Here is a 25,344-nt window from a genome sequence, read left to right as displayed (position 1 = left end):
GGCCGGCGCTTCACGAGTGTGTTCCAGCAGCGGCATGTCGACGTTATCTGGAGCAGTGGCAGTATCTGGAACCAAGAACCAGGCCTGGCGCCTGCTGTCCGTGGAGTGATTGGCTGAGTACGTTCCGCGAGAGCCGCTCGTCAGGCGTTCACCCAACGGATGATTACGAGAGCCCAGCCTGGCGAAGCCCGTGGAGCGGTGCAAGCATGGAATTGCTCCTGACACTTACCGAGAGGCAGCAGGCTCGGCGAGGGCTGGGAGCCGGACACTTCCTTCTCGCGAGGAGGGATGATCATGGCCAAGCGCCTTGTTGTCTGTTGCGACGGAACGTGGAACTTCGCCGACCAGCCGAGCAAGACCAATGTCACCAAGCTCGCCCTGTCCGTACGGCCGGAGTCCGCTGCCGGGATGAGCCAACGCGTGTACTACCACAGCGGCGTTGGCACTCACCGGAGGGAGCACTTGCGCGGCGGCGCCTTCGGCGTCGGCCTCTCCCGGAACATCGTCGACGCCTACCGCTTCCTCATCGAATTGTACGAACCCGACGACGAGCTGTTTCTCTTCGGCTTCAGCCGGGGCGCCTTCACCGCCCGCAGCCTGGCGGGTCTGGTGCGGAACTGCGGCATTCTGCGCCGGGACCACGCAGACCGGGTCGGGGAGGCTTGGAGCCTGTATCGCGACCGAATCGAGAAACCGAGCGGCGCGGCCTCCACGTTGTTCCGCCGCTCGTTCGCGCATGAGACGCGGATCCGTTTCATCGGGGTGTGGGACACGGTCGGTTCCCTGGGAATTCCGGTTCTGGGCCCCAGGGGGCTGGAACCGGTCGTGAACCGGCTCAATCGCCGCTGGGCGTTTCACGACACGAAGCTGAGCAGTTGGGTGCAGGGGGCCTTCCACGCGCTGGCCATCGACGAGCAGCGCTTGGCGTTCCGGCCGACGCTGTGGCACCAGCAGCCCGGCGCCGCCGAGAAGGGCCAGGAGCTGAAGCAGGTGTGGTTCACGGGTGTGCACTGCGATGTCGGCGGCGGCTACCGGGAGACGGGGCTGTCCGACATCACTCTGCTGTGGATGGTTGACCAGGCCCGTGGATACGGGCTGGAGTTCGACTCCGAGGCCCTCAGCGGGGCCGGACGGCAGGGGATGAAGCTGGACGAGAGCGTCGACTTCCGTGTGCAGCCGGAAGCCCTGGGCGAGCTGCACGTGTCCAGGACGGGGCTGTACCGATTGGACCAGCCGCTGAACCGGGCGCTCGGACGGGCGGCGGACGACGAGGGCCGGCTCGACGGCAGCGAGTCCCTGGCCATGCCGGCCAAGGAACGCTACGACAGCGACCCGGGCTACCGGCCGCCCGAGCTTGAGCGATATCTCACCGATCAGGAGTGGTGCCGGCTGGAGCCAGTCCCTGTTCCGAGTCTTGACGGCCAGCAGATAGACCTTGAGCCGGCGTCACCGCACCGCCATTACCGGGCCGTTTGACCTGGCCAACGACTACGGTATCGACAACCGCGGAGCGTCCCCACTGCCGACCGTTAGAAGCTGTTGTCTTTCCGGACTTGAGGACGGCGTCTTCGCTGGTCAGGCGGTTGCGTCCAGGGAAGTGGCGGAGTTCCGGCGCGGGGAGAGCGACCTGGTCCAGGTCAAAGGCAAGTGGTACCTGATCGCCACCTGCGACCTCCCGGACCCGCAGGTGTATGAACAGGCCGACTGGATCGGGGTGGACCGGGGCATCGTCAACCTCGCCACCACCAGCGACGGCACCAACCACCAGGGCCGCGCCTGACCCGCTACCGCCGCTGGCAGGCCAAGAAGCGTGCCGAACTCCAGGCCAGACAGACCCGCTCGGCCACCCGCCGCCTCGCCCGCAAGGAATCCCGTCATGCCACTCATGTGAACCACAAAATTGCCAAGGAGATCGTGTCCGTCGCCAAACGCACCGCTCGCGGGATCGCCGTCGAAGAACTCGGCGGGATCCGCGAGCGGGTACGGCTTCGACGCGACCAGCGGGACACGCTCTCCTCCTGGCCCTTCCACCAACTCGGCGCGCATCGTGCATACAAGGCCCGCCGGACCGGGGTGCCGTTCCTGGAGGTGGATCCGGCCTATACCTCGCAGCGCTGTCCACGCTGCGGTCACACTGAGAAGGCCAACCGCAGGTCTCGGGACCATTTCTGTTGTCGTCGGTGCGGCCTCGCTGGGCCCGCCGACCACGTCGCCGGGGTCAACGTGCGCAACCGCGCACGCTCGGCGTGGGTGCTCGTCAACGTACCCGTCCCCGCACTCGGCTGAACAAAGCCGAGAGCAGGGAGATGCGACCCGTGACCGTCCTGCCGTAGGGACAGTCGGGAGCGCGACAAGGTGTGAACGACCCGAGCCACACCAGCTCGGTCGTTTCACGGCCGAGAAGTTGACCACTGGGCTCATTCGGCGCGCTGTCCGACACGGAGGACGCTCAGGTAACGGCGTGATGCTCGGTCGCCCATCCGCGTGCGGATGCGCTCGGCGACGGCGTCGAGCAGGGGCTCACGGACGTCGCGGTCGAGCCTTCGGTACAGCGACAACGACCGAAGGTGATCGGCAAAGCCGTCCCCGTTGAACCACTGGACGGTCGGGTACCAGCGCACGATCGTTGGGCCGAACAATCCTCCGGGATCGTCGACCAGGCCCCAGCCCTCGTCGGTGGTGCGCACGTCGTCCTCCAGGGGAGGATGACCCCAGCCGGGGTTTTTGGGGCAGAACCGCTCGTGGAGATCGGCGGTCTCGGCGTACACCTCCGGCTCTCCCGGTCGGCGGACAACGACGTTGCCGAGCAGTGCCATCCAGGCTGCGGGATAGAGCACGTCGTGCGCTCGTTGCCAGCCGATCGACGGGTCGACCCAGTGCCACGACGAGGCAGCCACGAGGACATCGAAGCGTCGACCGCGGTCGTCCCACTCCTCAAACGTCGACGTCTCGACTTCGACGTTGTGGAAGGAGGCGATCCGTTGGCGGGCGAGGGCGGCCATTTCTTTGCCCGGTTCGATCGCGGTCACTGAGCATCCGAGCGCTGCCAGCGAGTGCGTGGCCTGGCCGGTACCGCAGCCCACCTCCAACACCGACGACCTTTCGTCCATGCTGGCGACGGTGACAAGGTCCGCGAACAGTTCGTCGGGGTATCCCGGCCGGACCCGGTCGTAGAGCTCCGGCACCTCGTTGAACGCCCGACCGATGTCATGTCGATTCGGGCGCGTCTTCGGATCGTCTGTCACGAGCGCACAAGCTATGAGGCTCGTCCACGGGACGCCACTGGTTTAACGGCAGCTCCTCGACAACAGCCGTGCTTGCCGGTCTTTTCTGTCTGCTCCGCCGGCATCGTTCGGTCGGGATCCCCTTACGGGCAGCCGTCAAGAGCGCCCGCTCTCCCATCCGACCGCATCTCGGCGGACTCCCGTCTGGTCGTCGAGCAGGTTCTGGGCGATGTCGCGTAGCGGCTCGCGGAGGTGTGGGCACCCGGGGCCGTACCAGCGGACCCTGGGCGGCGGGCAGCACGGGCTGAGGGGACCCGGAGAGAACACCGCAGGGCATGGCGGGGGGCGTCGACAAGGCGCGAATCATGAGCCGTGATCACCCGACAGCGACCCCACACGTTAAGGCCGCAGGCGCGGTTCCTCACGAGGCGACCGCTGCCGCTGTCAGTGGCCGGCGCTCTGGCCGCCGTCCACATGCAGGATCTCGCCCGTGACGAAGGATGCCTGCTCCAGATACCGGATGGCCTGGACGACGTCGTCGACCTCTTCCATCCGCCCGAGCGGGTGGCGGGCGGCGAGCTCGGGCGTCGCCTCGGGGTTCATCGGGGTGCGCACCACGCCCAGCGAGACGGCGTTGACCCGGATGCCGTGCGCCGCGTACTCGATCGCCAGTTCCCTGGTGACGGCGTTCAGCCCGCCTTTAGTGAGTGACGCCAGCGCGCACGGTACCTGCGAATTCGGCTGGTCGACCAGGGAAGTGGAGATGTTCACCAGGTGACCGCCTCCCTCACGGCGGGAGAGCATGGCGCCGAGGGCGCTGCGCGAGACGCTGAAGAAGCCGCGCAGGTTAACGCCGACCATCAGGTCGAAATCCGCGTCCGTGTATTCGGTGAACGGCTTCTCGATGTAGACGCCGGCGCTGTTGACCACGGTGTCGATCCGGCCGAACCTGTCCATCGCCGCCGCCACGATCCGCGCGCCCGCGCCGGACTCAGCCAGATCGTCGTTGAAGGCGAGCACCTGTGGGTCCTCGGACTGCGGCATGGAACGGCTGGTGGCCACGACTGCGTACCCGAGGCTGCGGTAGGCGGTGACGAGGGCTGAGCCGATGCCCCCGCTGGCGCCGGTGATGATCGCGACCTTCTGGGCGGTGCCCGCACCCGTCGTGTCGTTCATGCTCCACTTCCTTTGCCTGATCAGCATGGATCAGGCCAGTGACGGTTCTGGTGCGCGCAGGGACCTGGCCCCCTCGGCCATGGCTCGCTCGACAGGTGACCGATCCCCGTCCCACCACGCCGCGGGACGGGGTCACTTGAGGATTTCCAGCATCCGCTTTCCCAGGACCGCGGCGGAAGCCGGGTTCTGCCCGGTGACCAGGTTGCGGTCCTGGACCATGTACGGCTCCCACATCGGGCCGCGGCTGAAGTTGACCCCGACCTTCTCCTGGACGTCGGTCTCCAGCAGCCACGTCACTCTGGAGGCCAGCCCGACGCCCTCTTCTTCCTCGTTGGTGAAGCAGGTGATGTTGTAGTCCTTGAACGGCGACTCGCCGTGGATCCTGGTGGCCAGCAATGAGGCGGGGCCGTGGCAGACGATGAACAGCGGGTTGCCCGAGGTCAGCTGCTGCGTCAGCAGCCGCCCCACGTCGGCGTCGAACGCCAGGTCCGACATAGGACCGTGACCGCCCGGTACGTACACCGCGTCGTAGTCCTCCAGGCGCACGTGCGACAGCTGCAGTGGCCGGCGCATCGCCTCCGCGGAACGGATGATGGCCTCCAGCTCAAGGGCGCTGTCGTTGCCGCCGACCATCTCGGGGCGCAGGCTCATCATGTCGACGGTCGGGGTCACGCCGTTCGGCGTCGCGACGGTTACCTCGTGACCGGCGTCCGTGAGGAGCTTGTACGGGTTCGCGAACTCCTCGGCCCAGTATCCCGTCGCGTACCTCGTGCCGTCCTTCAGTACCCAGTAAGCGGCTCCGCTGACGATGAACAGCACTTTCGCCATGGCAAGGATCTCCTCTCGGATACGCACGAGGGTTCGGCGGGATGACGCATGAAACCGGTCCGCTCCGCAGGGTTCCACCCCTCTGGGACCTTATGCACGTCTGCCGACCGGCGCACCCGGACGCTCTCTCCGCTACGGCTGCCCGCCTGGTGGGAGGTGCTGAACCTTGGCAGCCGAGGCAATCCGGTCACATGTCCAGGACCACGTCGGCAGGTGCGTCGGCAGGTGGCGTCGAACAGCAGATGAGGGCGCTTCCCTCAGCGGGGAGGTCCACGGGCTCAGGGGAGTAGTCGACGTGGCCCGAAAGCAGCGCGGTCTCGCAGGTGTGACAGACCCCGGTCCGGCAGGACCAGCGCACGGGAACGTCGCATGCCTCGGCGAGTTCGAGCAGAGTCCCGTAATCAGGGTGCCAGGGAACGGTCAGGCCGCTGCGAGCGAAGGACACGGACGACATGGGTCGTCCGGTGGGAGGATGAGCCGGCTGGTGCGGTGCCCGGGTGGATTCCGCCACCACACCGGGGGTGACGGCAGGCGCGGCTCCGAAGGTCTCGGTGTGGATCCGCGTGGACGGCAGGCCGCAGGCCTCCAGGGCCGCGGTCATGTCCCGCATGAACGCGACCGGCCCGCAGATGTAGGCGTCCGTGTCCGGGGGCAGTTCGAGGCCGCGGATCCGATCGATGCCGAGCCGCCCGGATGCCGTGTAGTCGATACCTGGACGATCAACGCTGCGCGGACGGCTGTAGGAGACGAATGACCGGCCTGCGGGCAGCCGGGAGAGCAGCGCGCGCACTTCGTCGGCGAAGGGGTGGTTCTCGCCGTCTCGGGCCGCGTGCAGCCACCACACCGGGCGCTGTGAGGGCTCCGCGGCGAGACCGTACAGCATGGCCAGGACCGGGGTGACTCCGACACCAGCGGACAGCAGCAGCACCGGGGTCTCGGTGTCCGCCAGCAGGAACGTACCGCGCGGAGCGGCGACGTCGAGAACATCGTCCACTTTCACCTGCTGGGACAGGTAGGTGCTGGCGACGCCGTGCGGCTCCTGCTTGACACTGATGCGGTACCTCTCGGCTCCCGGACGGCCGGACAGCGAGTAGTTGCGGATGGCTGGGGCGGCCAGTGGGTCCGGCCGCAACCTGAGTGCGAGGAACTGTCCCGGCAGTGCGGTCGGGAGCGGCTCGCCGTCGACCGACGCCAGAGTGAGTGAGAAGATGCTCGCGCTCTCCGGCTCGATGCGGACGACTTTCAGCGGGCGGAACCCGGGCCATGCCGGGGGCGGACTGGTGGGGGTGAGCCCGCTGTTGCCGCCCACGGTGCCAGGGCCGCGATCCACATCGTCCAGCAGGGCACGCAGCGACGTCTTCCATCCGGGGCTCAACGCAGGGATGCGCAGGGCGCGTTCGAGCTGCGGCCGGGAGTGGCCGGGCAGGTAGAGCAGCCCGTCCATTTCGGCGACGGTCATCTCCTCGGGGCCTGGCGCGATCCTTACGATCTCGTCCCCGGCCTGTACCTGCCCTTCCGCCAGCACCCGCATGTAGAAGCCCGGGCGGCGGTGGGAGACGAGCAGCGCGGCCATCTGAGGTTCCCCCATCCGCAACCCCACGCGGTAGCACGTCACTCGGGGCTGGGTGACCTCGAAGACCGCCCCGCCGATCTGATAGCGGTCGCCGATGCACACCTCGTCGTCGGCGAGTCCGTCCACGGTGAAGTTCTCGCCGAACTGGCCGTACGTGAAGTCGTCCCGCTTCATGTGCTCCTGCCAGTGGCGGTAGGAGTCCAACTGGTAGACCAGTACGGCACGCTGCTCGCCGCCGTGCCCGGCAAGGTCGCCTTGCCCGTCGCCGTCCAGATTGAGCGACCGCGCCATCAGGGGCCCCGCCACGGGTTGCTTCCAGACGCCGGTGCGGAGGGTCTTGTCATGCCAGACGACGTCCTTGGGCATGCCGACGTTCACGGCGATCAGCGTGGCCACACGACATCCCTTCGCCGAGCTGCGGACCGCACCGACCAGATGGGGCTGGATCCGGGCCGCGGGGCGCGTTCACCCGTTCGGATGGGTCCGGACGCAGACGGTGCCTGCCTTGGCCAGGATCCAGAAGACGGTTCCGGTCGCGGCGCCGTAAGCCAGGTGGGGGACGAGGTCGTCCGCGAGGGTCTTGCGGTCGTACTTCCAGATGGGCTCGTAGAGCCCCGCGATCGGCAAGGTGATGTAGCCACTGATCCAGACGACCGCGCCGAAGGGCACGCCGTAGACCGCAGAGGGCGGCGGCTTGTGCACCGAGCCGGCGACTACGCCGTAGAGCGCCCCGTAGAGCGTGCCGTACGACCAGTGCATGAACGTGCTGACCGGCCAGGCCGCGGCATCCGGGAGTTCGCGCTGGGTGAAGCCCTCGATCAGGCGCTTGCCGACCTGCCCGGGATCCGGAGCCTGCTTCCAGGTGCGGACGGGAGCGAACTCCCACCGCAGGGGATTGCGCTCACCACCGGACCGGCGCTGCCGCAGGAACCGAACCGTGTCCATGCACACGGTCCCGACCAGGCCGGCAGCCAGACCCGACGCGATCGCGCTGAGCGGAGTCAACTGCTTCGGAGTGCGCATTCTGCAACGCTCCTGCTGGTCTTGGCGATACGCGGCCGGTAAGCGCGACGTCCCGCGACCCGGCGACGCCGACATCTCCTCCTAGGCATGCTTACACGCACACCGCCACGGCACCATTCGAAGTGGGAAGGCCACGGGGTGGCGGCCACGTTGTGTCGTGACCCCGAGGATCGCCACTGACTCGCCGGTGTGCGTTTGCGTCCGGCGGTGCGCGGTTCGAGTGTTGAGTCGAAAGAGCCGCACGCGGGCGTTGCTGTTGCCGTGAGCGGCCCGCGGCCCTGTTCCAGCGCACGCCAGGAGACTTGATCATGGCTGCTGTGTCCACCCCGCCCGCTCCTGTGCTGGAGGCGGCCGCGAGGCAACTGGCCGAGGCCACCTCCCCGCATCCGCGGATCTACGAGATGTCTCCGGACCAGGGCCGGGCCCTTCTCGACCAACTGCAGGCCGGCCAAGGTGTGGCCAAGCCCGAAGTCGACGAGGAGTGGGTCAGCGCCGACGCGGGCGAGTGGGGAACGGTGCGTGCACACATCATGCGACCGAGGGGCGCGACCGGGACGCTGCCGGTGTTCATGTACATCCACGGGGAGGCTGGGTGTTCGGCGACACCGACACCCATGACGACTGGTCCGCGAGTTGGTGGTCGGCTCCTGCGCGGCGGCGGTGTTCCCCGTATACGACGTGGCACCCGAGGCGAAGTAACCGACCCAGGTTGAGCAGAACTACGCCGTCGCTCAGTGGATCACCCGCGAGGGCGCACGGCACGCGCTGGACGCCTCCCGGCTGGCGGTCGCCCGCCACCTGGCCATCGACGCACTCAAGACCGCGCTGGACAACTGAGGAGACGCCGTCGGCGCAGATCGGCAAACTCTGCGCCATGAAGGGAGAAAACGATGGATCCCGATAGCCGGACCAGGGCCGCGGTAGAGGAACACTGGCGGGCATCGGAACGCGGGGATACCGAAGCCGAGCACGCCATTTATGCCGCAGACGCGATCCTCGACTACCCGCAGTCAGGTGAAAGGTTCCGAGGCCGCGCGACGATCGCGGCGCAACGCGGCGGGCACCCTGCCAGCCGGCACTTCACCGTCCATCGAATCATCGGCGGCGGGGATCTCTGGGTGAGCGAGTGCGTCATCACATACGACGGGGTGCCCAGCTACTCAGTGAGCATTATGGAATTCGCGCACGGGCAGGTGGTACACGAGACGCAGTACTTCGCCGACGCCTTCGGCGCCCCTGAATGGCGGACAGCACTCGCGGAGCCGATGCCGGGCAGGGATATTGCCAGGGCTTGATCCTCGGCCAGGTCGCAAAGAGCTCGTGACACGATCTTATTGAACGGTCCTGGTCGGGCGTGACTGTTGTGACGGTCTGATCGTTCGCGTGGGTGTGACGACTCGGCCTTGGACCGTGGACGACGACTTGTGGGCGCTGATCGAGCCGTTGCTACCGCCTTGGCCCGAGCGGTCTCCGGGCCCGAAGCCGGTGGGCGACGGCATCCCGCCAGTGGCCGGGCGTCCGGGCCCTCCCCGCCGGCGCGCCGAGTCAATCCTGGGCGACAAGGCGTACGACTCCCGGGTAGTCCGCCGTGAACTGCGCACGCCCCGGATCATGCCGGTCTCTCCCGCAACGGCGCCCCGAACATCAAGGGCTTGGGCAAACTGCGCTACGTCGTCGAGCAGGCCTACCAGTTCAAACGCCTCGCCATCCGATGGGAACGACGCCTCGAACTCCTCGACGCCTTCGTCTCCCTGGCATGCAGCCTCATCTGCCGGCGACGCCTCAAGCAGGCACACTCATGATCCTTTTACGAGCTTCAAGTGCCCGAAGACCGAGGCGGCTCAGGTCAGCTTCTTCCCCTGGTGGGACGATTTCGTCGCCCGGGTCGGCTCAGCCCCCATGAGGGCTGGGTCGAGTCACTTCCTGCTGAGCCTCCGGCTGCCCCAAGGTCTCTGCCGATCCATTGGCGACGGAGTAGTTCCCGTCTATCGCGGCCCCGACGGTTCGGCCGGTCGATACGTCAGAGCCTTGGCATTCTTGGCGGCGGCTGCCGCGACGGTTGCCAGGTCTTCGCCCGAGAAACCGGCGCGGCTCAGCACCGCCAGAGATTTGTTCGTCGCCAGCGTGCACAACGCCAACTCTGCCGCCTCCTGCTCACCGGCCCCCGCCGCCAGCAACGCCTGCTCCAGCATCGCCCGCAAACCGTCAATCATGGCGCGGACCATCGCCCGGCCCTCCGCGTCGAGGGCCGGGAACTGCGTTGCCGACACGGTGAGTAGGCAGCCATCCGGGACCGTCGGGTCGGCGATGCGGTTCAGGGTGACCTGCAGGAAGGCGGCCACAACGGGGCTCGGGCTCGGGTGGGGGCCGGACAGTGCCTGCTCGTACAGCGGGTGGTAGGTCTGCGCGTACCGTTGGAGGCTTTTCCGGAAGAGGGCGCTCTTGTCGCCGAAGGTGCCGTAGAGCGAGCCCCGGCCCAGGCCCGTGCCTTCGGTCAGGCGATCGATCGAGGCCTCCGAATAACCCCAGCGCCAGAAGACGTGCATCGCGCGTCGTAGCGCCTCGTCCACGTCGAATTGCTTGCGGCCTGCCATGGTCCGTCACTGTACACATCTTGTACCGATCATTCAAAGATGCGTATGGTCGTCGGCATGACAAGCTTGCGTTCGCTGCGACTGCCTGACGGATTCCTTGACGTCTTCACCAGCCGGCTCGTGGAGGTGAACGGGCTGCGGCTGCACGCGGTCACCGGTGGGGACGGCCCGCCGCTGCTGCTGATCGGCGGGTGGCCCCAGACCTGGTACGCCTGGCGGGAAGTCATGCCCGCGCTCGCCCGCCAGCACACCGTCGTCGCCGTCGACTCGCGCGGGGCCGGGCTCTCCGACAAGCCCGACGACGGGTACGACGCCGGCACGCTCGCCGCCGACCTGGTCGCGCTGATGGCCGCGCTCGGGCACGACCGGTTCGACGTGGTCGGCCACGACATCGGTACGTGGACCGGATACGCCCTCGCCGCCGATCACCCCGAGCGGGTGGGCCGGCTCGCCATCGTCGAAGCAGTGATCCCCGGTCTCACGCCGTCCCCGCCGTTCTTCGGCCCGGCCGCGGCCAACCTGAAGCTCTGGCAGTTCGGCTTCAACCGGCTCACCGACCTCAACGAGGAACTGGTCCGGGGACGGGAGCGGCTCTTCTTCGGCTGGCAGTTCGCCACCAAGGCCGCCACCCCGGACGCGATCCCCGCGTACGCCGTCGACGTCTACGTCGACGCGATCGCCGCGGATCCTCGCGCGCTGCGGGCGAGCTTCGCGTACTACCGGGCGCTGGACGAGACGATCGCGCAGAACGAGCAGCGCAGCAAGACCCGGCTGACGCTGCCGGTGCTCGCCGTCGGCGGCGCGCTGTGGAGCGGCGCGAATGCCGCCCAGACGATGCGGCTGGCGGCCGACGACGTCACCGAGGTGGTCCTCGACGACTGCGGCCATTACCCGGCCGAGGAGCAGCCGGCGCGGTTTGTCGAGATCCTGGAGGACTTCCTCGTGGCCAACCGGTAGCAGGCGCCCCACACGGCTGAACTTCGCGAACGACAGCCGGAGCGTCACAAACTCCGCTACGTCGTCGAGCAGGCCTTCGCCCTCCTCCACCAGTTCAAAGCCTCGCCATCCGATGGGAACGACGCCTCGAACTCCACGACGCCTTCGTCTCCCTGGCCTGCAGCCTCATCTGCCGGCGACGCCTCAAGAGGGCCCACCCATAGTCCTGTTGCGAGCTCAAGGCATGCGCTCGCGCGTGCCGATCTGCTCCAGGACGGGTCCAAGCCGAGGAGTGCCGGTCATGCTCTTGCAGTAGGCGCTAGGGGGGCGTATCGGGTCGCGATGATCGGGTGGTCCGGATGAGGTCGTTGACCCAGATCATCGAGGCGCGCAGGTGGAGGCCGGCGAGGTAGTACGTCGACGTGCGCTGACCAGTGCCCGTGCCGGCGGTCCCGCCCGGGCCGCCGGCACGGGCTCGATGGCAGCGGAGGGTCCGGCGGCCAGCACGGCTGGCTCCCCTCCCGGCCGTGTTCAGTCGTGCCCACGGACATCCACCCACCACTATGGAAGGAAACATCCGATTCGCCTGGAGGTCTTGCATGCACCGTGATGGTTTTCCTGCCCCAGATTCCGGGCTCCTCCTCACTCACTTTCTGACGGTGGCCGACGTAGCCCGATCTCGCGCCTTCTACACCGACGTTCTCGGCGGTGAGGTGGTGCTCGAGGAGAACCCCTGCACCATCAAGCTCGGCAACGGATGGATCATCATGAACCCGGGCGGCGGCCCCACCCCGGACAAGCCAGACGTCACCCTGCGCCCGCCCACCGACCCGAGCACGGTCAGCAGCTTCCTCAACCTCCGCGTCGCCGACATCGAGGCATGTCACCGAGAGTGGAGTGCGAAGGGCGCCGAATTCCTCACGCCACCCATCGATCGCAAGGCCGAGTTGCGGTGCTACTTGCGGGACCCGGACGGCTATCTCATCGAGGTCGGGCAGGCCACCGGCATGCTGAACGGCGTCTACGCCGACCCGCCCGCCGGTATGAGCTAGATCCTTGGCCGGGTAATCGACCTGCTGCTCGTCGGCCAGCAGACCGCGTCCAGGACCTGATCTTGGAGGTGGTTGTGGGACGTCGACCGAGTGTGTTCGTCCGGCCGGTGAGTACGGCGGAGGGCCGCAGGCTGCAGCGGATCAGCCGGACCGCGAAGGAGCCGGTGAAACTCCGCCGAACAATCGTGGTGCTGATGTCCGCCCAGGGCCGGACAGTCAAGGACATCACCACGCTGATGCAGGTTGGCGAGGACTACGTCCGCGAGGTCATCCATGCTTTAACGAGCGGGGGTTCGACGCGCTGGACCCAAAATGGAGTGGGAGACGTCCCAGGACCATCAATGACGAGGTGCGCGAGCGCATCTGCCTGATCGCCCGGACGTCCCCCGCCGACTGGAAGATCACCGCGTTCTCCACCTGGAGCCTGAGCAGGCTCGCCGAGCACCTGGTCAAGCACAAGGTAACCGTCGCCATCAGCCGGGAGACCCTGCGCCGGATCCTGCGCGCAGGCAAGGTCTCCTGGAAGACCACCACGTGGAAGGCGTCTACCGGCCCGGAGTTCATTGCCCAGATGCACCGCATCCTGGCGCTCTACGTCACCCCGCCTGCGGACGGGCGGGTGATATGCGTCGACGAGTTCGGGCCGCTGAACCTGATGCCGCGCAGGGCAAGGCGTGGGGTGCGGTGAGGCGTCCGCTCAGGCTACGGGCCACCTACAACCGCCACAACGGTGTGAGGCACATGCTCGCCGCTCTCGATCTGGCCACCGGCAAGCTGTACTACCGCATCGGCCCGTGCAAGCGCTGGCGGGAGTTCCTCGACCTCCTCAAGGCCCTGCGAGCTCGCTGGCCTGGGGAGAAGCTGTATGTGGTGCTGGACAACTTCTCCCCGCACAAGCACGCCAAGGTCCGCGCCTGGGCGGCCGTCCATCAGGTCGAGCTGGTTTTCCTGCCGACCTTCGGATCCTGGCTGAACTGGATCGAGGCCGAGTTCGCGGCCCTGCGCTACTTCGCACTCAACGGCACCGGCCACCGCAGCCACGACGAGTAGAACGCGGCCATTGCCGCCTGCATCCGCTGGTGTAACGCCCGCGCCGAACCCAAGACCAACTTCGCGCCCGGCTCACCCATCCGCCAGTGGACCGAGTATCCGGCCAAGGCAGCGTGACAAGCCATTAGTTAAACGCTGGATGGTCAAAATCCTGTCGGGATACGGTCGTTGGCCACCGGATTCGGCCGCGGGCACCACCTCTACCTTTGATCTTGGCCAGTGCTCCGCCGTTTACGGCGGGGGTGAAGGCCATCTCAGGGCTGCTCTGAGCCGCACGTTCGCACGGGTCCGCAGTGTTGTCCTCAGCCGGTGGGGCGCTGCTGGTTTTCGATGTACTGCTTGACGACGGTCAGCGGTGCGCCGCCGCAGGATCCGGCGAAGTAGGAGCCGGACCAGAAGTGTCCGCCCCACAGGTAGCGGCGGACGTGGCTGTCGTATTCCTGGCGAAGCCTGCGGGAGCTGACGCCCTTGAGGGAGTTGACCAGTTTGGAGAGCTGGACCTTGGGCGGATAGTGCACGAGCAGATGCACATGGTCCTGCTCGCCGTTGAACTGCTTGAGTTCGGCCTCGAAGTCGGTGCAGACGTCGCGCATGATCTCCTCGGTGCGCGTCAGCATGGCGTCGGTGAATGCCTTGCGCCGATACTTGGTGACGAATACCAAGTGGACGTGAAGGTTATGGACGACGTGACGGCCGGTGCGTACGTCAGGATTTGGGTTCCATCGTGGTGACATAAGCCAACTGTAGTAGGGTGATGGTCATGGGTGAACTCGTGTGGGAGAAGCGGCAGTTCGGGCACCGCGCCCGGCTGGCGCTGACGCCCGCACAGGTCCGGCTCATGGATGACCAGGCGCACGCGGCACGCGCGATGTGGAATCAGCTCCACGACCTGTGGCAGATGACGCCGAAGTGTCAGCGCGCTCTGACGCGCATGGATCAGGCGTTGCGGCAGGCCCGCAAGGAGATCGACTGGTACGCGGTGCTGCCCGCGCAGGCCGCGCAGGCGGTACTCAAGACGTACTTCCAGGCGTGGCGGAACTGCTGGGACGGGCGTGCGGACGAGCCGAACTTCAAGGCCCGCTTCCGCACGGCATTGTCGGTGGACATCCCGCAGGGCCGGGACTTGCAGATCAAGCGAGTACACCGACGGTGGGGCATGGTCAACATCCCCAAGGTGGGCCGTGTCCGGTTCCGCTGGACCAAGGATCTCCCCGTCGGCAAGCTCGCCGACAGGGAGAATCGGATCACCGGGGCACGGCTGGTCAAAGACGGGCTCGGCTGGCACATCGCCTTCCGTATCCAGACCCTTGAGTCCAAGCCGGAGCCCCACCAGGGTCCCGAGGTCGGTATCGACGCCGGGGTGAAACTGCCGCTTGCGCTGTCCGACGGCAACCACCAGGACCACGACCGGCCGCCCCGGCTCCCGGACGGCACCGCCGACCGGGACAAGTGGCTGAACCCGCAGGAGAAGGCCAAGCTGCTCCGCCTGGAACAGCGCGCCGCGCACCGCAAGAGCTTCCGCAAGCCGAAAGAGCGCAGCTCCAACCGGCTGCACGTCACCTACGACCAGATCAGGCAGCTCCGCGCAAGAGCCACGCGCCGAGCAATCGACTGGCAGCACAAGTCCACCACCGCCATCGCCCAGCAGTACGGCACGGTCGTGGTGGAGCAGTTGCAGATCACGAACATGGTCAAGTCCGCCAAGGGAACCATCGAGAACCCGGGGAGGAACGTCGCGCAGAAGTCCGGCCTGAACCGTTCCATCAGCCAGGAGGCGTGGGGCCGCACCGTGACACTGCTGACGTACAAAACCGCCCGAAACGGCGGAACCCTGGTCAAGGTACCCGCCCCGAACACCTCCCTGCGCTGCTCCGCGTGCGGATTCGTCACGCCCGGCAGCCGCGAAGACCAGGCCACGTTCGTATGCAAGAACCCGGACTGCGGATGGTCGGCGAATGCCGACTGGAACGCGGCCCGGAACGTCTTGCACCTGTACCGGATCGGCCTCGTGGCGATCCCGGCTGCCGGGAGGGCAGTCGTCAGGCGCACCCGTGGCGTCAAGCCCGCTGCTGCAAGGTAAGCAGGAATCTCCTTCCTGAGCCTGCGAAGGGAGGAGAGCACTTCAATTGGTCGTGTGCGTGGGGTAGACCTCAACGTCGGTGTAGGCGCCCTTGATCTCTCCCGCGCCCGCAGGCCACTTCAGGCTCACGGTGTGGGTCTCGTTCGGGGGCGTCACCAGGATGTTGGTCGGGGACGAGAGGCTGTTGCCGGTGTTGTCGATGTCGTAGGCGAGGTTGAAGACAGCGGCGTCGCCCGGCTTCAGGATGGTGACACGCGGCTGGGCGTGGCCGCGCTCGATGGGGTTCGAGGTGTTGTCGGCGTCCTTGATGTCGACGCCCGCGAAGCCCGTCGCCGAGCAGGTGGTGGAACCCCGGTTGATCATGGTGATGTCGATCCTGCCGGAGGCCTCGTCCGGCGCTGCGTCCGTGGCGTCGATGGCCAGGTCCTTCGTCTTGCAGAACGTGATCTTGCTGCCGGACTCCGTCGTGCCGTTCGCGACTTCCTCTGCCTCGGTGCCCTTACCGGAGCCCGACTTCGCGTTGCTGGCCTCCGAGTTGCCGGAGCCCGAGCCGCCATCCGACTTCGAGCCACCGTCCGAGGGCGAAGAAGGCGAGGACGAGGAGCCCTTGGAGGACGAGTCCTTCCCGGAGTTGTCGCTGCCACAGGCGGTGAGCGAGAGGGTGGCGGCGACGCCGATGGCGGCGAGAGCGGTGATGCGGGTGTACTTCACGGTGTTCCCCCAGGAGTAGCGCGGTGCATGCGGTCGGGAATATTTGTATCTCGCACCGAGTTACAGGCAGTCCTCCGCGACGTCTTCGTTCTGTCACAGGCGTAGTGACCTCACGGTCCGCCAAGGCGCCACTGTACGGTCACCTGCCTGGTCCGACCTCGTCCACTGGGACCTTGTGCCGCGAGGTGAACTTGCCCGCCACTGCCGGTCGCTGCATCAGATCACCGGACACCTCGGCCGCGACGGTGCCAGGGGAGTTGCCGCCGTGTCGGGCGAGGAACACGCGTCCCATACCGCCTGAGCCGAGCCTGCCGAGCCGACGGTACGTGCGGATTGTCAGCTCGATCAGGTCGCAGATCGGTGCCCCAGCGGCGCTCGGAGCCGGTCCCCGAGATCGGGGGAGTGGGCCGGCGGGCGGGTCGAGGACCCGCTCGACGACTTCATCGGCCGCTGCATGTGCACGTTCTGGCGGCACATCAAGCAGGGGATCGCAGCTGCCGAGCCGGTGCCCTCGGTTCCGTCTCTCTTCACGGGCAAGCGTCTCCCGCCCCGCCGCTCAGGCGGTTCTGCCCACAAGACAAGACCACGGACGGGTGATGAAGGCGTTCGAGTCATCATCAGGGCCTTCAGGTCGCAGCCAGACCGGCCACCGCTGCCGAATGGAACATCTGTCCACGATCTGCCCCTGAGGCGGCCGTTACGGACCTCCACCGGCGCCGTTCTTAGAGCACCAGTGCCACTCGAGCGCCCAGATGGAGGACGCCATGAATCTTGTACTCGCCCTCGCGTATCGGCCTCTTGGATTCGAACAGCGGCGGCCCGCGGAGAGCATGCCCACCCTCAATGCACAGAGGGTTGACGCCGTCGCCCGCCGCGCCGCAACGCCGAATACGGGGTGGGCGGTATGAGCGAGTCCGCCGATGCGTCAGCTGACGGTGTCCCGGGACCGCGCACCACCCCACGGGCAACCCCGCCCGCGATGCCGCCTGGCCAAGCGCAGAACGGCCCGACTGCCGACTCTCCTCCTGGATCGGAGCCGGGCCCCGCGTCGACGACCGCCCCCGAGCCGCAGATGCGGTACGTCGACCTGACCGGCAGTCGCGAAGCGGCCGGCCGCTCCATTCGGATGCGCGACATGGCCAAGCGCCTGCCGCAGTTGGTGCACCGCTCGCTGGCTCTCGCCTGGCGCGTCGACCGGCGAGCGACCGTCGGCCTTCTGCTGTGCCAGGCAGTCGCCGGCGTCACGCAGGCCCTAGGCCTGGTCGCCATCAGCGGCACCCTGACCGCGCTACTGACCAGCGGAGACGTCTACCACCGACTCCTTGAAGCCTGGCCATCAGTGGCCCTGCTGGCGGGAGCCTCCGGCGTACGCGCCCTCCTGGGGATCACCGTCAGCTGGCTGTCCTCCCGGCTGGGCCCACTCATGTCGCGCGAGGCCGAACAGATGCTGCTCACCGGCTGCGCCGAGGCGGAGCTGTGCGCCTACGACGAACCCGACTTCAACCGCGATCGTGAAGCCGCCGACCGCGGAGCCCAGGTCACCGGTGACCTGGTCGACGAAGGCCAGGACCTGATCGCCTCGAGCGCCAGCTTCCTCGCCGGTGCGATCGTGCTGGCCGGGGTGCACTGGGTCCTGCTCCCGCTCCTGGTGGCGGCCAGCCTGCCGCAGGCCCTGGCCCAGGTCAGCGCCGCCCGGGTGCGCTACCTGGCGAATCTGCGCAGCAACGGCGACAACCGGATGCTCTCGGTGCTGCGGTGGCACATCTATACGAAGGACGCTGCGGACCAGATCCGTGCCGGCACGATGGCCGGCTTCCTGTCCGGCCGGTACCGGCAGACGGTCGCCCGGATCAACCGCGAGGACCGGGACGCAGCCGACACCGGAGCCCGCATGTCCCTGGTCGGCGCACTGTGCGGTGGTCTGGGGTCGGCGGTCGTGTGGGCCGCCGTCGTGTGGCTGCTGGCCACCAGCCGCATCAGCGTCGGGTATGCCGGGACGGCCGTCTTCGCCCTGCAGACGGTTGGACAGTCCGTGCGCGGCCTGGTGGCCGTCGGGGCGCGAGCCGTCCGCACGGGGCTGTACATGGACGACTGGAGCGCATTCCTGGACAAGGCCGGAGGGTTCCGCATGCGCCGGGGCCCGCGTCGTCCCGAGGCGCCGAAGACGATCGAGATCAAGTCGGTCACCCACCGCTACGCGGGCAAGGACCGGGACGCACTGGCCGACATCTCGCTCACCTTGCGCCGGGGTGAGGTCACCGCCCTGGTCGGCTTCAACGGCTCGGGAAAGTCGACGCTGTCGAAGGTCGTCAGCGGCCTTTACCTGCCCACGGCCGGGCAGGTCCTGTGGGACGGCATCCCCACCGGCGATGCCGACCCGCAAGCTTTGTGGCAGCAGGTGGCCCTGGTGCCGCAGGACTACGCGCACTGGCCGCTGACCGTGCGCGAGAACATCACTCTCGGGCAGCCCTCCGAGCGCGGCGACGCGGCCGTGCGTGAGGCGTGCGAGGCAGCCGGGGCCGACGAAGTCATCGACAAGCTCGGCGCCGGGCTGGACACCCTTCTCGCCCGCGAGTGGCTCAACGGGGAGGAGTTGAGCGGCGGCCAGTGGCAGCGCATCGCTCTCGGGCGAGCGTTCTTCCGCGAAGCCGGCCTGCTGGTCCTCGACGAGCCGACAGCGAACCTCGATCCCCGCGCCGAGTACCGGATTTTCCAACGGCTCCGGCACCTGGCCCGGGACCGGGTGGTGCTGTTGGTGACTCACCGGATCACGAATGTCGCCGTGGCCGACCGGATCGTGGTTCTCGACGAGGGCAGGGTCGTACAGGAGGGCACCTACCCACAGCTCGCCCAACAACCGGGCCTCTTCCAGCAGTTGCTGTCCTACCAGGTCACCTCCGAGCCGGAGGGGCGCGGGACACGCACATGAGCCGCTCCGATGCCGCTTCAGGAAACGCTGCTGTGGCTCCTCACACGGCCACATACCCCAACAGGTCCACTCCCCGTTCCGCGAACTCCCGAGGTGACGACGTGCCGCCCACCTGCTCCCACATCCGCGTGACCGCCGAGGCGTACCTGGCCCGCCATCCCCATGAGCGGGAAGCCCTGGCCGGGCTGCTGGCCCTCCTCGACGGCACCGACGACCCGTGCAACCGCGCCACGTTGCCCGACCACATCACCTGCAGCGCAGTCGTCATCAACCGTGACCGGAACGTACTGCACATCGGCCACAAGGCATCGGGGAAGCTGCTCGCGCCTGGCGGCCACGTCGAGGGTGACCGGACCCTCCTGGCGGCGGCTTTGCGGGAAGTATGCGAGGAAACTGGCATCCTCCCCGGGGAGCTGTGCCTGACCCCTCAGTTCCTCGGCGACCCGATCGACATCGACGCCCACGACATCGACGACAATCCCGCCAAGGACGAGCCGAGCCACCGGCACTTCGACTTCCGCTTCGCGTTCTACCTCGCGGCCGAACAGCCACCGCTGCTCGCCCTGCAGGACGAAGAGGTCTGCGGCGCCCAATGGCTCCCCTTGGCCGACGTCAGGTCGCCGTCACTGCGCGCCAAGCTCCTGGACGCCGAGGGCGCTGGGCTTAACGGGCGGCCCGAGCCCGTCAACGCATCCGTGCTCATCCACGACGGTCACGGTCGCTACCTGCTGCACCTGAGGGATCAGCGTGACGGCATCTGGGAGCCGGGAGTGTTCGCCCTCATGGGTGGCGGCCGCGAGAGGGGCGACCGCAGCCTCGAGACGACCCTGCTACGGGAGCTCGCCGAGGAAGCCCCTGGCCTCAACATCGCGGACCTGACGCCGTACGCCACGGAGGAGGCGACAAGCGTCGACGGCCTCGCGGTGCCGGTTCAGGTCTACGCGGGCCGCTGGAACGGTGTCCCCGACACGGTGGATCTGCAAGAAGGTGTGCTGCTGCGATGGTTCACCCTGGACATGCTGGACCGTTTGCGCCTGAGCCCGGGAACGGGCGACCTCATCCGCCGGCACGCGGCACAGCACCCTGCCAAGAGCAGCCCACCGGACAGCGTCCGTCCGCTGCGCCACGAGGCACCGGAAGGCACCGAGCTCCACGTCGTCGGTGTCCACCTCTACCTCGAGGACGAGCACGGCCGGATCCTCCTTGGTCTGCGCCACCCGGACTCGGCCTACGCGGGGAACCGGTGGCACTTCCTGGCCGGTCACTGCGAGCGGGAAGCGGCGATCAGCTGCCTGGTGAGAGAAGCCAGGGAAGAGGCCGGCCTGATCATCAAGCCCCGTGATGTCGAACTTGTGCACCTGGTCCATCTCGTCGACTCACCGGGCGCACGGCCACGTATCCAGCTCGTCTTCAGGGCACGCCACTTCGAAGGCGCCGCACAGGTTCGGGAAGTCGACAAGTGCGTCGCCTGGCGATGGTGGTCGCCTCAGAACCTCCCGGATCCGATCGTCCGCTACACCCGCGCGGCCATCGAGGGAATCCAAGCCGGCCGGCTCTACACCGAGATGGGATGGTGAGCGAGGTGGCCGAGATCCTGACGCCGGTCCACCCGACCACGCCCAGCCCGGTTGTGAGCCTGGAGCAATCGGAGGAGGTTCTCCGTGACCTCCCGAACTGACGCCGACGAGACACCCGCGACTTCACTGTGGCGCCATCGTGACTTCCGCCGGTACCTGACGGGCCAGACCGCGAGCGTCGCCGGCAGCTCGGTCAGCTCGATGGCCATCCCCGTGCTGGCCGTACTCGAACTGAACGCCACTGCCGCGCAGGTGGCTTGGCTGATGTTTCTGGGGCAACTCCCGCCCGCACTGCTCGCCCTGCACGCGGGCGCCCTTGGCGATCGTCACTCCAAGAAGCGACAGATGATCACCAGTGACCTGGTCAGCGCCGCGGCGTTGGCGACCGTCCCCGCGGCCGCCGCCATGCACGCCTTGACGTTGTCCCAACTGATGGTGGTCGCCGCGGTGCAGGGCGCGGCGGGCGTGCTGCAGGACGCAGCGTCGATCAGCCTGCTGCCGACCCTGGTCGAGCGCTCTCTCATCCAGCGCAGCAACAGCCGCGTCGGTGCACTGTTCGCCGTCGCAGCCACCGCAGGCAGCAACCTCGGGGCGACCCTGACCGCTCTGCTCGGCCCGGCGCGGGCCCTGCTCGGCGACGTCGCGTCCTTCCTTATCAGCGCCTGGTGCACCGCCCGCATCCAAGCCCGCGAGCCCAGGCGCGCACGCGCCGACGACAGCCGGTTGCGGACGGAGATCTGCGAAGGGCTGAGGTACGTCCACAGCAACCACCAGTTACGCACCCTGACCCTGGTCAACGCCACGACCTCGTTCGGCCTCGCCGTGCTCAACACCCTCTGGGCTCTTTACCTGTTGCGCGTGCTGGAGATGAGCGCGACCGTCTTCGGCCTGGTCCTGGGGCTCGGCGCCCTGGGCGCGGCCGCCGGGGCACTTGGGGCCCCAACGGCCGCGCGCCGGTTCGGGCCCGGCCCGATGATGCTTACCGCGCTCTCCATCACGCCGCTCACGCAGATCCCGCTGCTGCTCGCCTCCCCAGGTCCCGGCTGGCAGATCACGATCGGCTCCGCGCTCTTCCTCCAACTGGCCTGCGCCGGCGCCGCGGGCACCACCCAGCGGTCGATCCGCCAGATCATCACCGGGTCCGCCATGCAGGCCCGCATGCAAGCCGTGAGCACCTGGCTGACCTCCGCAGCGCGACCCGTAGCCGCGCTACTCGCCGGCGGATGCGGGACATGGCTCGGTGTACGGCCGACCCTGATCGGTGGCGCCCTCCTGCTGGTTGTGCCCGTCGCGGTGCTGGCCCGCTCGCCGCTGCGCGGGCTGCGGCTCATGCCCGCTCCGCCACCCGACCCTGCCCGACCGGCAGATCCTCCCGTTCCGCCACCCATGCCCGCCGATGCCTGGAAGCCGTCCGTGGCCGGTCGCCGCCCGGTGCGCACCGGGGATACCGGCCAAGACTCCTCACTGGACGGAGGTCCGTCGTGATCGATGGCCGCCTCGTGATGATGCTGCTCACCGACAAGTCGCTCAACGGAGGCTTCGCCGCGGAGATCGTCAACGGCCACATGGAGGCGGACGCCCTGCGGCCCTGGCTGAGTCGACGAGACCCGGCAGGGCGACATGCCCCGGCCGCCGCCCGGCTCCGTCGATCGTTGCGACCTTCAGAGCGATTCGGCGTGGAACCTTCACCGCTGTCCGACACGCGGACGGTTCGGCTGAGTCAGCCGTAGACGACGAAATCGCCTGGTCGAGATCTGGACGTACGTACACGCAAACACGAGGGAACCTTCGCCGGATCGTGCGCCTCCTGGCGGGGTGAACGCGATTTCTCGTATCTGGCGAAGGGATCCCCTCATGACCAACAGCGACCGCCCCATGCCCCCGCTGGAAGGGGCCGCGCACCGGTGGGTGACGGTCCGCGGGGCCCAGCTGCACATCGCCGAGTCCGGCAGCGGCGAGCCCGTCGTGCTGCTGCACGGTTTCCCGCAGCACTGGTACGCGTGGCGCGCGCTCGTCCCGCTGCTCGCCGACGGCCACCGGCTGATCTGCGTCGATCTGCGCGGCTTCGGCTGGTCGGAGCAGACCGAGCGCGGTTACGACACGGACGGGCTCAGTGACGACATACTCGCGCTGCTGGACGCGCTCGGCCTCGACCGGGTGACCCTGGTCGGCCACAACTGGGGTGCCGGGGTGGGCTTCCGGCTTTGCCAGCGGGCCCCGGAGCGGTTCCGTGCCTTCCTCGCGCTGAACATGGCGCACCCGTGGACGCGCCACCGCGACGTCCTGCCGAATCTGTGGCGGATGTGGTTCACCGCTTTCATCGAGTACCCGGTGCTCGGACGGCTGGTCCTGCGCCACTGGCCGGCCTTCACCCGCTATCTGCTGCGACGCGCGGTCGCCAACCCGGCGGCGTGGCGGGACGCGGATCTCGCGGAGTTCACCGAGGCGGCACAGGCCTCGGCCCATGCCGGGCAGGCGATGTTCTGGCAGTACGTCGTGCGGGACATCCCGGCGGGCTTCCGGGGCACCCACCGCCGACGGCGGCTGACCGTCCCGACGCTGGTCCTGGGCGGCGAGCACGACCCGGTGATGCCGCCTGCCCTGCTGCGCGGCGGAGATCCCAACGCGGACGATCTGACCGTACGGGTGGTGCCGGGTGCGGGGCACCATCTGCACGAAGAGCGGCCGGAGTTGGTGGCCGAAGCCCTGCGGAAGCTCATCGCCGAGGCCGGCTGAGGGGTCAACGCAGGGCGGCGCGGCGCTCCACCTCGCGGAAGAAGGCATGAGTGCGGCGCTCCCCGAGCAGGCGGCGGTACACGCGCTGCACGGGGCCAAGGGCGGCGGGGCGCGCCGCGCCGCAGACGGCGAGCCGCGTCCCGGTGCCGTCAGGTGTGGCGGCCATTCCCATCGTCACCAGCCAGGATTGCATCAGGCACCACCCGGTGCTCAGCCGTACATCGAACGGCCCGCGCAGGCCAAGTACGTCAACGGCCCGCGCCGCTTTGCGCTCGCTGTCGCCGGGCGGGACTTTGAACTCCCGGACGAAGGAGATCAGATGGGGCAGCTCGCCCTCCAGGTCGGCGATGACCGCCCATACCTGGTCGAAGGGCAGAGCGATCCGTGCCTCGGCGTACAGGGGGGCGCGCAGCCCAGCGGCCAGTACGCGCAGCCGGGCGACCGAATCGGGTGCGTTCACCGTGTCCACGCCTTCCGGAAGGAGGAACGGGCCCTGTTCAGCCGTGACTTCACGGTGCCCTCGGGAACGCCGAGCAGTTCGGCCGTCGTCCGCTCGTCCAGGCCTTCCAGTTCCCGCAGTACCAGTACGGTGCGGTGGTGGACGGGCAGTCGGGCAAGCAAGTCCCGCACTTCTGTGGTCAGTTCATTGCCGACGCCAGGCAGCAGGTCCCGCAGCCGGGCGATCTCCTCGGGGTCGGCGGGCGTCTCGCCTGCGGTGCGCCGCGCCACCCGGACAGCCTCCCGCACGGTGACCGCACGCACCCACCCATAGAACGCCTGCGGATCCCTCAGTCCGCGCAGCCCCCGGAACACCGCGAGAAGGGATTCCTGCACGGCGTCCGCGGTGTCGGCCGGGGCAATCGGGGTGCACAGCCGGGTGACGTACGGCGTCACCAGCTTCAGCAGGTCGTCCATGGCGAGGGCGTCGCCACACCGCGCGGCCCGTACGAGCGGCGCCGCCGCGTCCCAGGGCCGCACGTCGTCATCCATCGCCGCACACCGTATACGTAGCGCCTCGGATGGGGCTGGGGGACTGGCGCATTCCTTCCTGCAGGATGGCTCGGAAGGGTTCTTCGCCGCGTACGGGACGTGGGGTTACGTGCTGGTCGGTGCCCTCGTGCAGCATGCCGAGGCCCTGATCGGCTACCGGGAAGGAGCGAAGGCCCTGGAGTCTGCCCGTACGGCCGTGCACATCCTTCGTGAGCTTCGGCGCACCCGCACCGATGCCGATCCGATCCTGATGCCGCCGGCGTTGAGCCAGCTCGCTGCCGCCTGCACGCTCAACGGGCTGTCCACCGAGGCGGCGGAGCACTCCGCGCAGTGTAGGGACATACAACTCCCGGTCCACCGCCGGAGTTTGGTATCGGCTCCCCTCGCCCCCGCCACTCACAACATCTCTGGATGCGGCGATGGCACGTTACTGCCGCGTAGCCGCCATCAGGTGACTGGATCAGCACTCCCCGGGCTGTGCCGTCGTTCCGCGAGGGCGTTCCCAACTGCGTGGATAGCAGTGGGTGACCGCTCGAGATGCAGGGGGTGACGAGGCCTGTTTCTCTGGTGTGGCCAGCTCTTCCCCATCACCCAAGGAGTGATCATGAGCGCTGCAGGCGAGTCCGGTCGTATCCAGCAGATGCGTGCCCAGGCTAAGGACCTCGAGCAGGCCGCGGAACGCGCCACTGACCCGCAGGAGCGTCAGCGTCTGAAGGACAAGGCCCGCCAGCTCAAGGAGCAGAGCGAGCACGCGGGCGGTACGGGCAAGCCGGGCATCGACCCGACGGTGTCGTCCCGGTAGTTCCGAGCGCAGACGCCGGCCGGTGGCCGGCCTCCGTGGCCTTTTCGGCACGCGAGAGGCCCC

At 68.1% G+C, this 25,344-nt stretch carries 24 protein-coding genes and 3 pseudogenes; 17 read left to right on the top strand and 10 right to left on the bottom strand.

What is annotated here, in order from left to right; translation table 11 throughout:
* The first annotated feature begins 294 nt into the window (after positions 1-294).
* The 3 genes from OG758_RS09310 to OG758_RS09300 all read left to right on the top strand — a co-directional run bounded on the left by OG758_RS09310 (position 295) and on the right by OG758_RS09300 (position 2,286).
* Positions 295-1,476 carry a DUF2235 domain-containing protein gene (locus OG758_RS09310; protein WP_326709546.1) on the top strand — a complete coding sequence of 394 codons (1,182 nt, stop codon included), beginning with the start codon at positions 295-297 and terminating at the stop codon, positions 1,474-1,476.
* A 121-nt stretch (positions 1,477-1,597) separates the two neighbouring features.
* Positions 1,598-1,780, top strand: a complete 183-nt coding sequence (locus OG758_RS09305) for a hypothetical protein (RefSeq protein WP_326709545.1) — start codon at positions 1,598-1,600, stop codon at positions 1,778-1,780.
* Positions 1,705-2,286 (top strand): transposase, encoded by a 582-nt coding sequence (locus tag OG758_RS09300; protein WP_326715855.1) that lies wholly within the window; start codon positions 1,705-1,707, stop codon positions 2,284-2,286. Before OG758_RS09305 ends, OG758_RS09300 begins: the two co-directional genes overlap by 76 nt.
* Positions 2,287-2,417: 131 nt before the next feature.
* On the opposite strand, the gene OG758_RS09295 is transcribed toward OG758_RS09300, so the two are convergent.
* From OG758_RS09295 to OG758_RS09275, 5 genes are all read right to left on the bottom strand, one after another.
* Complete coding sequence (locus OG758_RS09295) at positions 2,418-3,245, bottom strand: class I SAM-dependent methyltransferase (protein WP_326709544.1); 828 nt, start codon at positions 3,243-3,245, stop codon at positions 2,418-2,420.
* 423 nt (positions 3,246-3,668) lie between these two features.
* Positions 3,669-4,400, bottom strand: a complete 732-nt coding sequence (locus tag OG758_RS09290; RefSeq protein WP_326709543.1) for an SDR family NAD(P)-dependent oxidoreductase — start codon at positions 4,398-4,400, stop codon at positions 3,669-3,671.
* A gap of 132 nt (positions 4,401-4,532) precedes the next feature.
* Entirely contained in the window at positions 4,533-5,228 is a 696-nt protein-coding gene (locus OG758_RS09285) for a type 1 glutamine amidotransferase domain-containing protein (protein WP_326709542.1), read from the bottom strand.
* Between the two features lie 187 nt (positions 5,229-5,415).
* Positions 5,416-7,197: an MOSC and FAD-binding oxidoreductase domain-containing protein gene (locus tag OG758_RS09280; RefSeq protein ID WP_326709541.1), complete on the bottom strand. Its 1,782-nt coding sequence runs from the start codon at positions 7,195-7,197 to the stop codon at positions 5,416-5,418.
* Positions 7,198-7,266: 69 nt separating this feature from the next.
* The gene (locus OG758_RS09275; RefSeq protein ID WP_326709540.1) at positions 7,267-7,824 is read right to left on the bottom strand and encodes a hypothetical protein; all 558 of its coding nucleotides are present in this window, start codon (positions 7,822-7,824) and stop codon (positions 7,267-7,269) included.
* 308 nt (positions 7,825-8,132) lie between these two features.
* Between OG758_RS09275 and OG758_RS09270 the strand changes: the two are divergent.
* From OG758_RS09270 to OG758_RS48880, 3 genes and pseudogenes are all read left to right on the top strand, one after another.
* Positions 8,133-8,613 (top strand): annotated as a pseudogene (locus OG758_RS09270) (alpha/beta hydrolase); the annotation flags it as partial.
* Between the two features lie 101 nt (positions 8,614-8,714).
* Positions 8,715-9,119: a nuclear transport factor 2 family protein gene (locus tag OG758_RS09265; RefSeq protein WP_326709539.1), complete on the top strand. Its 405-nt coding sequence runs from the start codon at positions 8,715-8,717 to the stop codon at positions 9,117-9,119.
* Between the two features lie 115 nt (positions 9,120-9,234).
* Positions 9,235-9,626 (top strand): annotated as a pseudogene (locus OG758_RS48880) (hypothetical protein).
* A gap of 183 nt (positions 9,627-9,809) precedes the next feature.
* On the opposite strand, the gene OG758_RS09255 reads toward OG758_RS48880, so the two are convergent.
* Positions 9,810-10,418 carry a TetR/AcrR family transcriptional regulator gene (locus OG758_RS09255; RefSeq protein WP_326709537.1) on the bottom strand — a complete coding sequence of 203 codons (609 nt, stop codon included), beginning with the start codon at positions 10,416-10,418 and terminating at the stop codon, positions 9,810-9,812.
* Between the two features lie 57 nt (positions 10,419-10,475).
* Here OG758_RS09255 and OG758_RS09250 point away from each other — a divergent pair, with 57 nt between their 5' ends.
* From OG758_RS09250 to OG758_RS09230, 4 genes and pseudogenes are all read left to right on the top strand, one after another.
* Positions 10,476-11,375 (top strand): alpha/beta fold hydrolase, encoded by a 900-nt coding sequence (locus OG758_RS09250; protein WP_326709536.1) that lies wholly within the window; start codon positions 10,476-10,478, stop codon positions 11,373-11,375.
* Between the two features lie 578 nt (positions 11,376-11,953).
* On the top strand, positions 11,954-12,406 hold the full coding sequence (locus OG758_RS09240; RefSeq protein ID WP_326709535.1) for a VOC family protein: 453 nt from the start codon (positions 11,954-11,956) through the stop codon (positions 12,404-12,406).
* Between the two features lie 289 nt (positions 12,407-12,695).
* Positions 12,696-13,094 (top strand): annotated as a pseudogene (locus tag OG758_RS09235) (helix-turn-helix domain-containing protein); the annotation flags it as partial.
* Positions 13,091-13,456 carry a transposase gene (locus OG758_RS09230; RefSeq protein WP_326709534.1) on the top strand — a complete coding sequence of 122 codons (366 nt, stop codon included), beginning with the start codon at positions 13,091-13,093 and terminating at the stop codon, positions 13,454-13,456. The pseudogene OG758_RS09235 and the gene OG758_RS09230, both read left to right, overlap by 4 nt.
* Before the next feature lie 302 nt (positions 13,457-13,758).
* Here the strand turns inward: OG758_RS09230 and tnpA are convergent, their stop codons facing one another.
* Positions 13,759-14,190 (bottom strand): IS200/IS605 family transposase, encoded by a 432-nt coding sequence (gene tnpA, locus OG758_RS09225; RefSeq protein ID WP_326709533.1) that lies wholly within the window; start codon positions 14,188-14,190, stop codon positions 13,759-13,761.
* 26 nt (positions 14,191-14,216) lie between these two features.
* Here tnpA and OG758_RS09220 point away from each other — a divergent pair, with 26 nt between their 5' ends.
* On the top strand, positions 14,217-15,536 hold the full coding sequence (locus OG758_RS09220) for an RNA-guided endonuclease InsQ/TnpB family protein (RefSeq protein ID WP_326709532.1): 1,320 nt from the start codon (positions 14,217-14,219) through the stop codon (positions 15,534-15,536).
* Positions 15,537-15,578: 42 nt separating this feature from the next.
* On the opposite strand, the gene OG758_RS09215 is transcribed toward OG758_RS09220, so the two are convergent.
* Positions 15,579-16,247, bottom strand: coding sequence for a DUF4232 domain-containing protein (locus tag OG758_RS09215; protein WP_326709531.1), 669 nt, complete (start codon positions 16,245-16,247; stop codon positions 15,579-15,581).
* Positions 16,248-17,319: 1,072 nt separating this feature from the next.
* Between OG758_RS09215 and OG758_RS09210 the strand changes: the two genes are divergently transcribed.
* From OG758_RS09210 to OG758_RS09190, 5 genes are all read left to right on the top strand, one after another.
* Positions 17,320-19,176 carry an ABC transporter ATP-binding protein gene (locus OG758_RS09210; protein WP_326715853.1) on the top strand — a complete coding sequence of 619 codons (1,857 nt, stop codon included), beginning with the start codon at positions 17,320-17,322 and terminating at the stop codon, positions 19,174-19,176.
* A 101-nt stretch (positions 19,177-19,277) separates the two neighbouring features.
* Positions 19,278-20,753 carry an NUDIX domain-containing protein gene (locus tag OG758_RS09205; RefSeq protein ID WP_326709530.1) on the top strand — a complete coding sequence of 492 codons (1,476 nt, stop codon included), beginning with the start codon at positions 19,278-19,280 and terminating at the stop codon, positions 20,751-20,753.
* Positions 20,754-20,837: 84 nt separating this feature from the next.
* The gene (locus OG758_RS09200) at positions 20,838-22,238 is read left to right on the top strand and encodes an MFS transporter (RefSeq protein WP_326709529.1); all 1,401 of its coding nucleotides are present in this window, start codon (positions 20,838-20,840) and stop codon (positions 22,236-22,238) included.
* Entirely contained in the window at positions 22,235-22,483 is a 249-nt protein-coding gene (locus OG758_RS09195) for a hypothetical protein (protein ID WP_326709528.1), read from the top strand. Before OG758_RS09200 ends, OG758_RS09195 begins: the two co-directional genes overlap by 4 nt.
* A 124-nt stretch (positions 22,484-22,607) precedes the next feature.
* Positions 22,608-23,489 (top strand): alpha/beta fold hydrolase, encoded by an 882-nt coding sequence (locus tag OG758_RS09190; protein WP_326709527.1) that lies wholly within the window; start codon positions 22,608-22,610, stop codon positions 23,487-23,489.
* Positions 23,490-23,493: 4 nt separating this feature from the next.
* On the opposite strand, the gene OG758_RS09185 is transcribed toward OG758_RS09190, so the two are convergent.
* Positions 23,494-23,949, bottom strand: a complete 456-nt coding sequence (locus OG758_RS09185; RefSeq protein WP_326709526.1) for a hypothetical protein — start codon at positions 23,947-23,949, stop codon at positions 23,494-23,496.
* Positions 23,946-24,479 carry an RNA polymerase sigma factor gene (locus tag OG758_RS09180; RefSeq protein WP_326709525.1) on the bottom strand — a complete coding sequence of 178 codons (534 nt, stop codon included), beginning with the start codon at positions 24,477-24,479 and terminating at the stop codon, positions 23,946-23,948. Before OG758_RS09180 ends, OG758_RS09185 begins: the two co-directional genes overlap by 4 nt.
* 604 nt (positions 24,480-25,083) lie before the next feature.
* Here OG758_RS09180 and OG758_RS09175 point away from each other — a divergent pair.
* Entirely contained in the window at positions 25,084-25,281 is a 198-nt protein-coding gene (locus OG758_RS09175; RefSeq protein WP_326709524.1) for a DUF6381 family protein, read from the top strand.
* The last annotated feature ends 63 nt before the right edge of the window (positions 25,282-25,344 follow it).

Source organism: Streptomyces sp. NBC_01474, from assembly GCF_035918215.1.
Taxonomy (GTDB): domain Bacteria; phylum Actinomycetota; class Actinomycetes; order Streptomycetales; family Streptomycetaceae; genus Streptomyces; species Streptomyces aureus.
This window is presented reverse-complemented; position numbering and strand designations above follow the sequence as displayed.

Coding starts and splice junctions, on each gene's coding strand:
- OG758_RS09255 (WP_326709537.1), bottom strand. CDS start 10,418: ATGGCAGGCCGCAAGCAATTCGACGTGGACGAGGCGCTACGACGCGCG.
- OG758_RS09265 (WP_326709539.1), top strand. CDS start 8,715: ATGGATCCCGATAGCCGGACCAGGGCCGCGGTAGAGGAACACTGGCGG.
- OG758_RS09310 (WP_326709546.1), top strand. CDS start 295: ATGGCCAAGCGCCTTGTTGTCTGTTGCGACGGAACGTGGAACTTCGCC.
- OG758_RS09240 (WP_326709535.1), top strand. CDS start 11,954: ATGCACCGTGATGGTTTTCCTGCCCCAGATTCCGGGCTCCTCCTCACT.
- OG758_RS09190 (WP_326709527.1), top strand. CDS start 22,608: ATGACCAACAGCGACCGCCCCATGCCCCCGCTGGAAGGGGCCGCGCAC.
- OG758_RS09180 (WP_326709525.1), bottom strand. CDS start 24,479: ATGGATGACGACGTGCGGCCCTGGGACGCGGCGGCGCCGCTCGTACGG.
- OG758_RS09290 (WP_326709543.1), bottom strand. CDS start 4,400: ATGAACGACACGACGGGTGCGGGCACCGCCCAGAAGGTCGCGATCATC.
- OG758_RS09210 (WP_326715853.1), top strand. CDS start 17,320: ATGCGGTACGTCGACCTGACCGGCAGTCGCGAAGCGGCCGGCCGCTCC.
- tnpA (WP_326709533.1), bottom strand. CDS start 14,190: ATGTCACCACGATGGAACCCAAATCCTGACGTACGCACCGGCCGTCAC.
- OG758_RS09250 (WP_326709536.1), top strand. CDS start 10,476: ATGACAAGCTTGCGTTCGCTGCGACTGCCTGACGGATTCCTTGACGTC.
- OG758_RS09220 (WP_326709532.1), top strand. CDS start 14,217: ATGGGTGAACTCGTGTGGGAGAAGCGGCAGTTCGGGCACCGCGCCCGG.
- OG758_RS09175 (WP_326709524.1), top strand. CDS start 25,084: ATGAGCGCTGCAGGCGAGTCCGGTCGTATCCAGCAGATGCGTGCCCAG.
- OG758_RS09275 (WP_326709540.1), bottom strand. CDS start 7,824: ATGCGCACTCCGAAGCAGTTGACTCCGCTCAGCGCGATCGCGTCGGGT.
- OG758_RS09285 (WP_326709542.1), bottom strand. CDS start 5,228: ATGGCGAAAGTGCTGTTCATCGTCAGCGGAGCCGCTTACTGGGTACTG.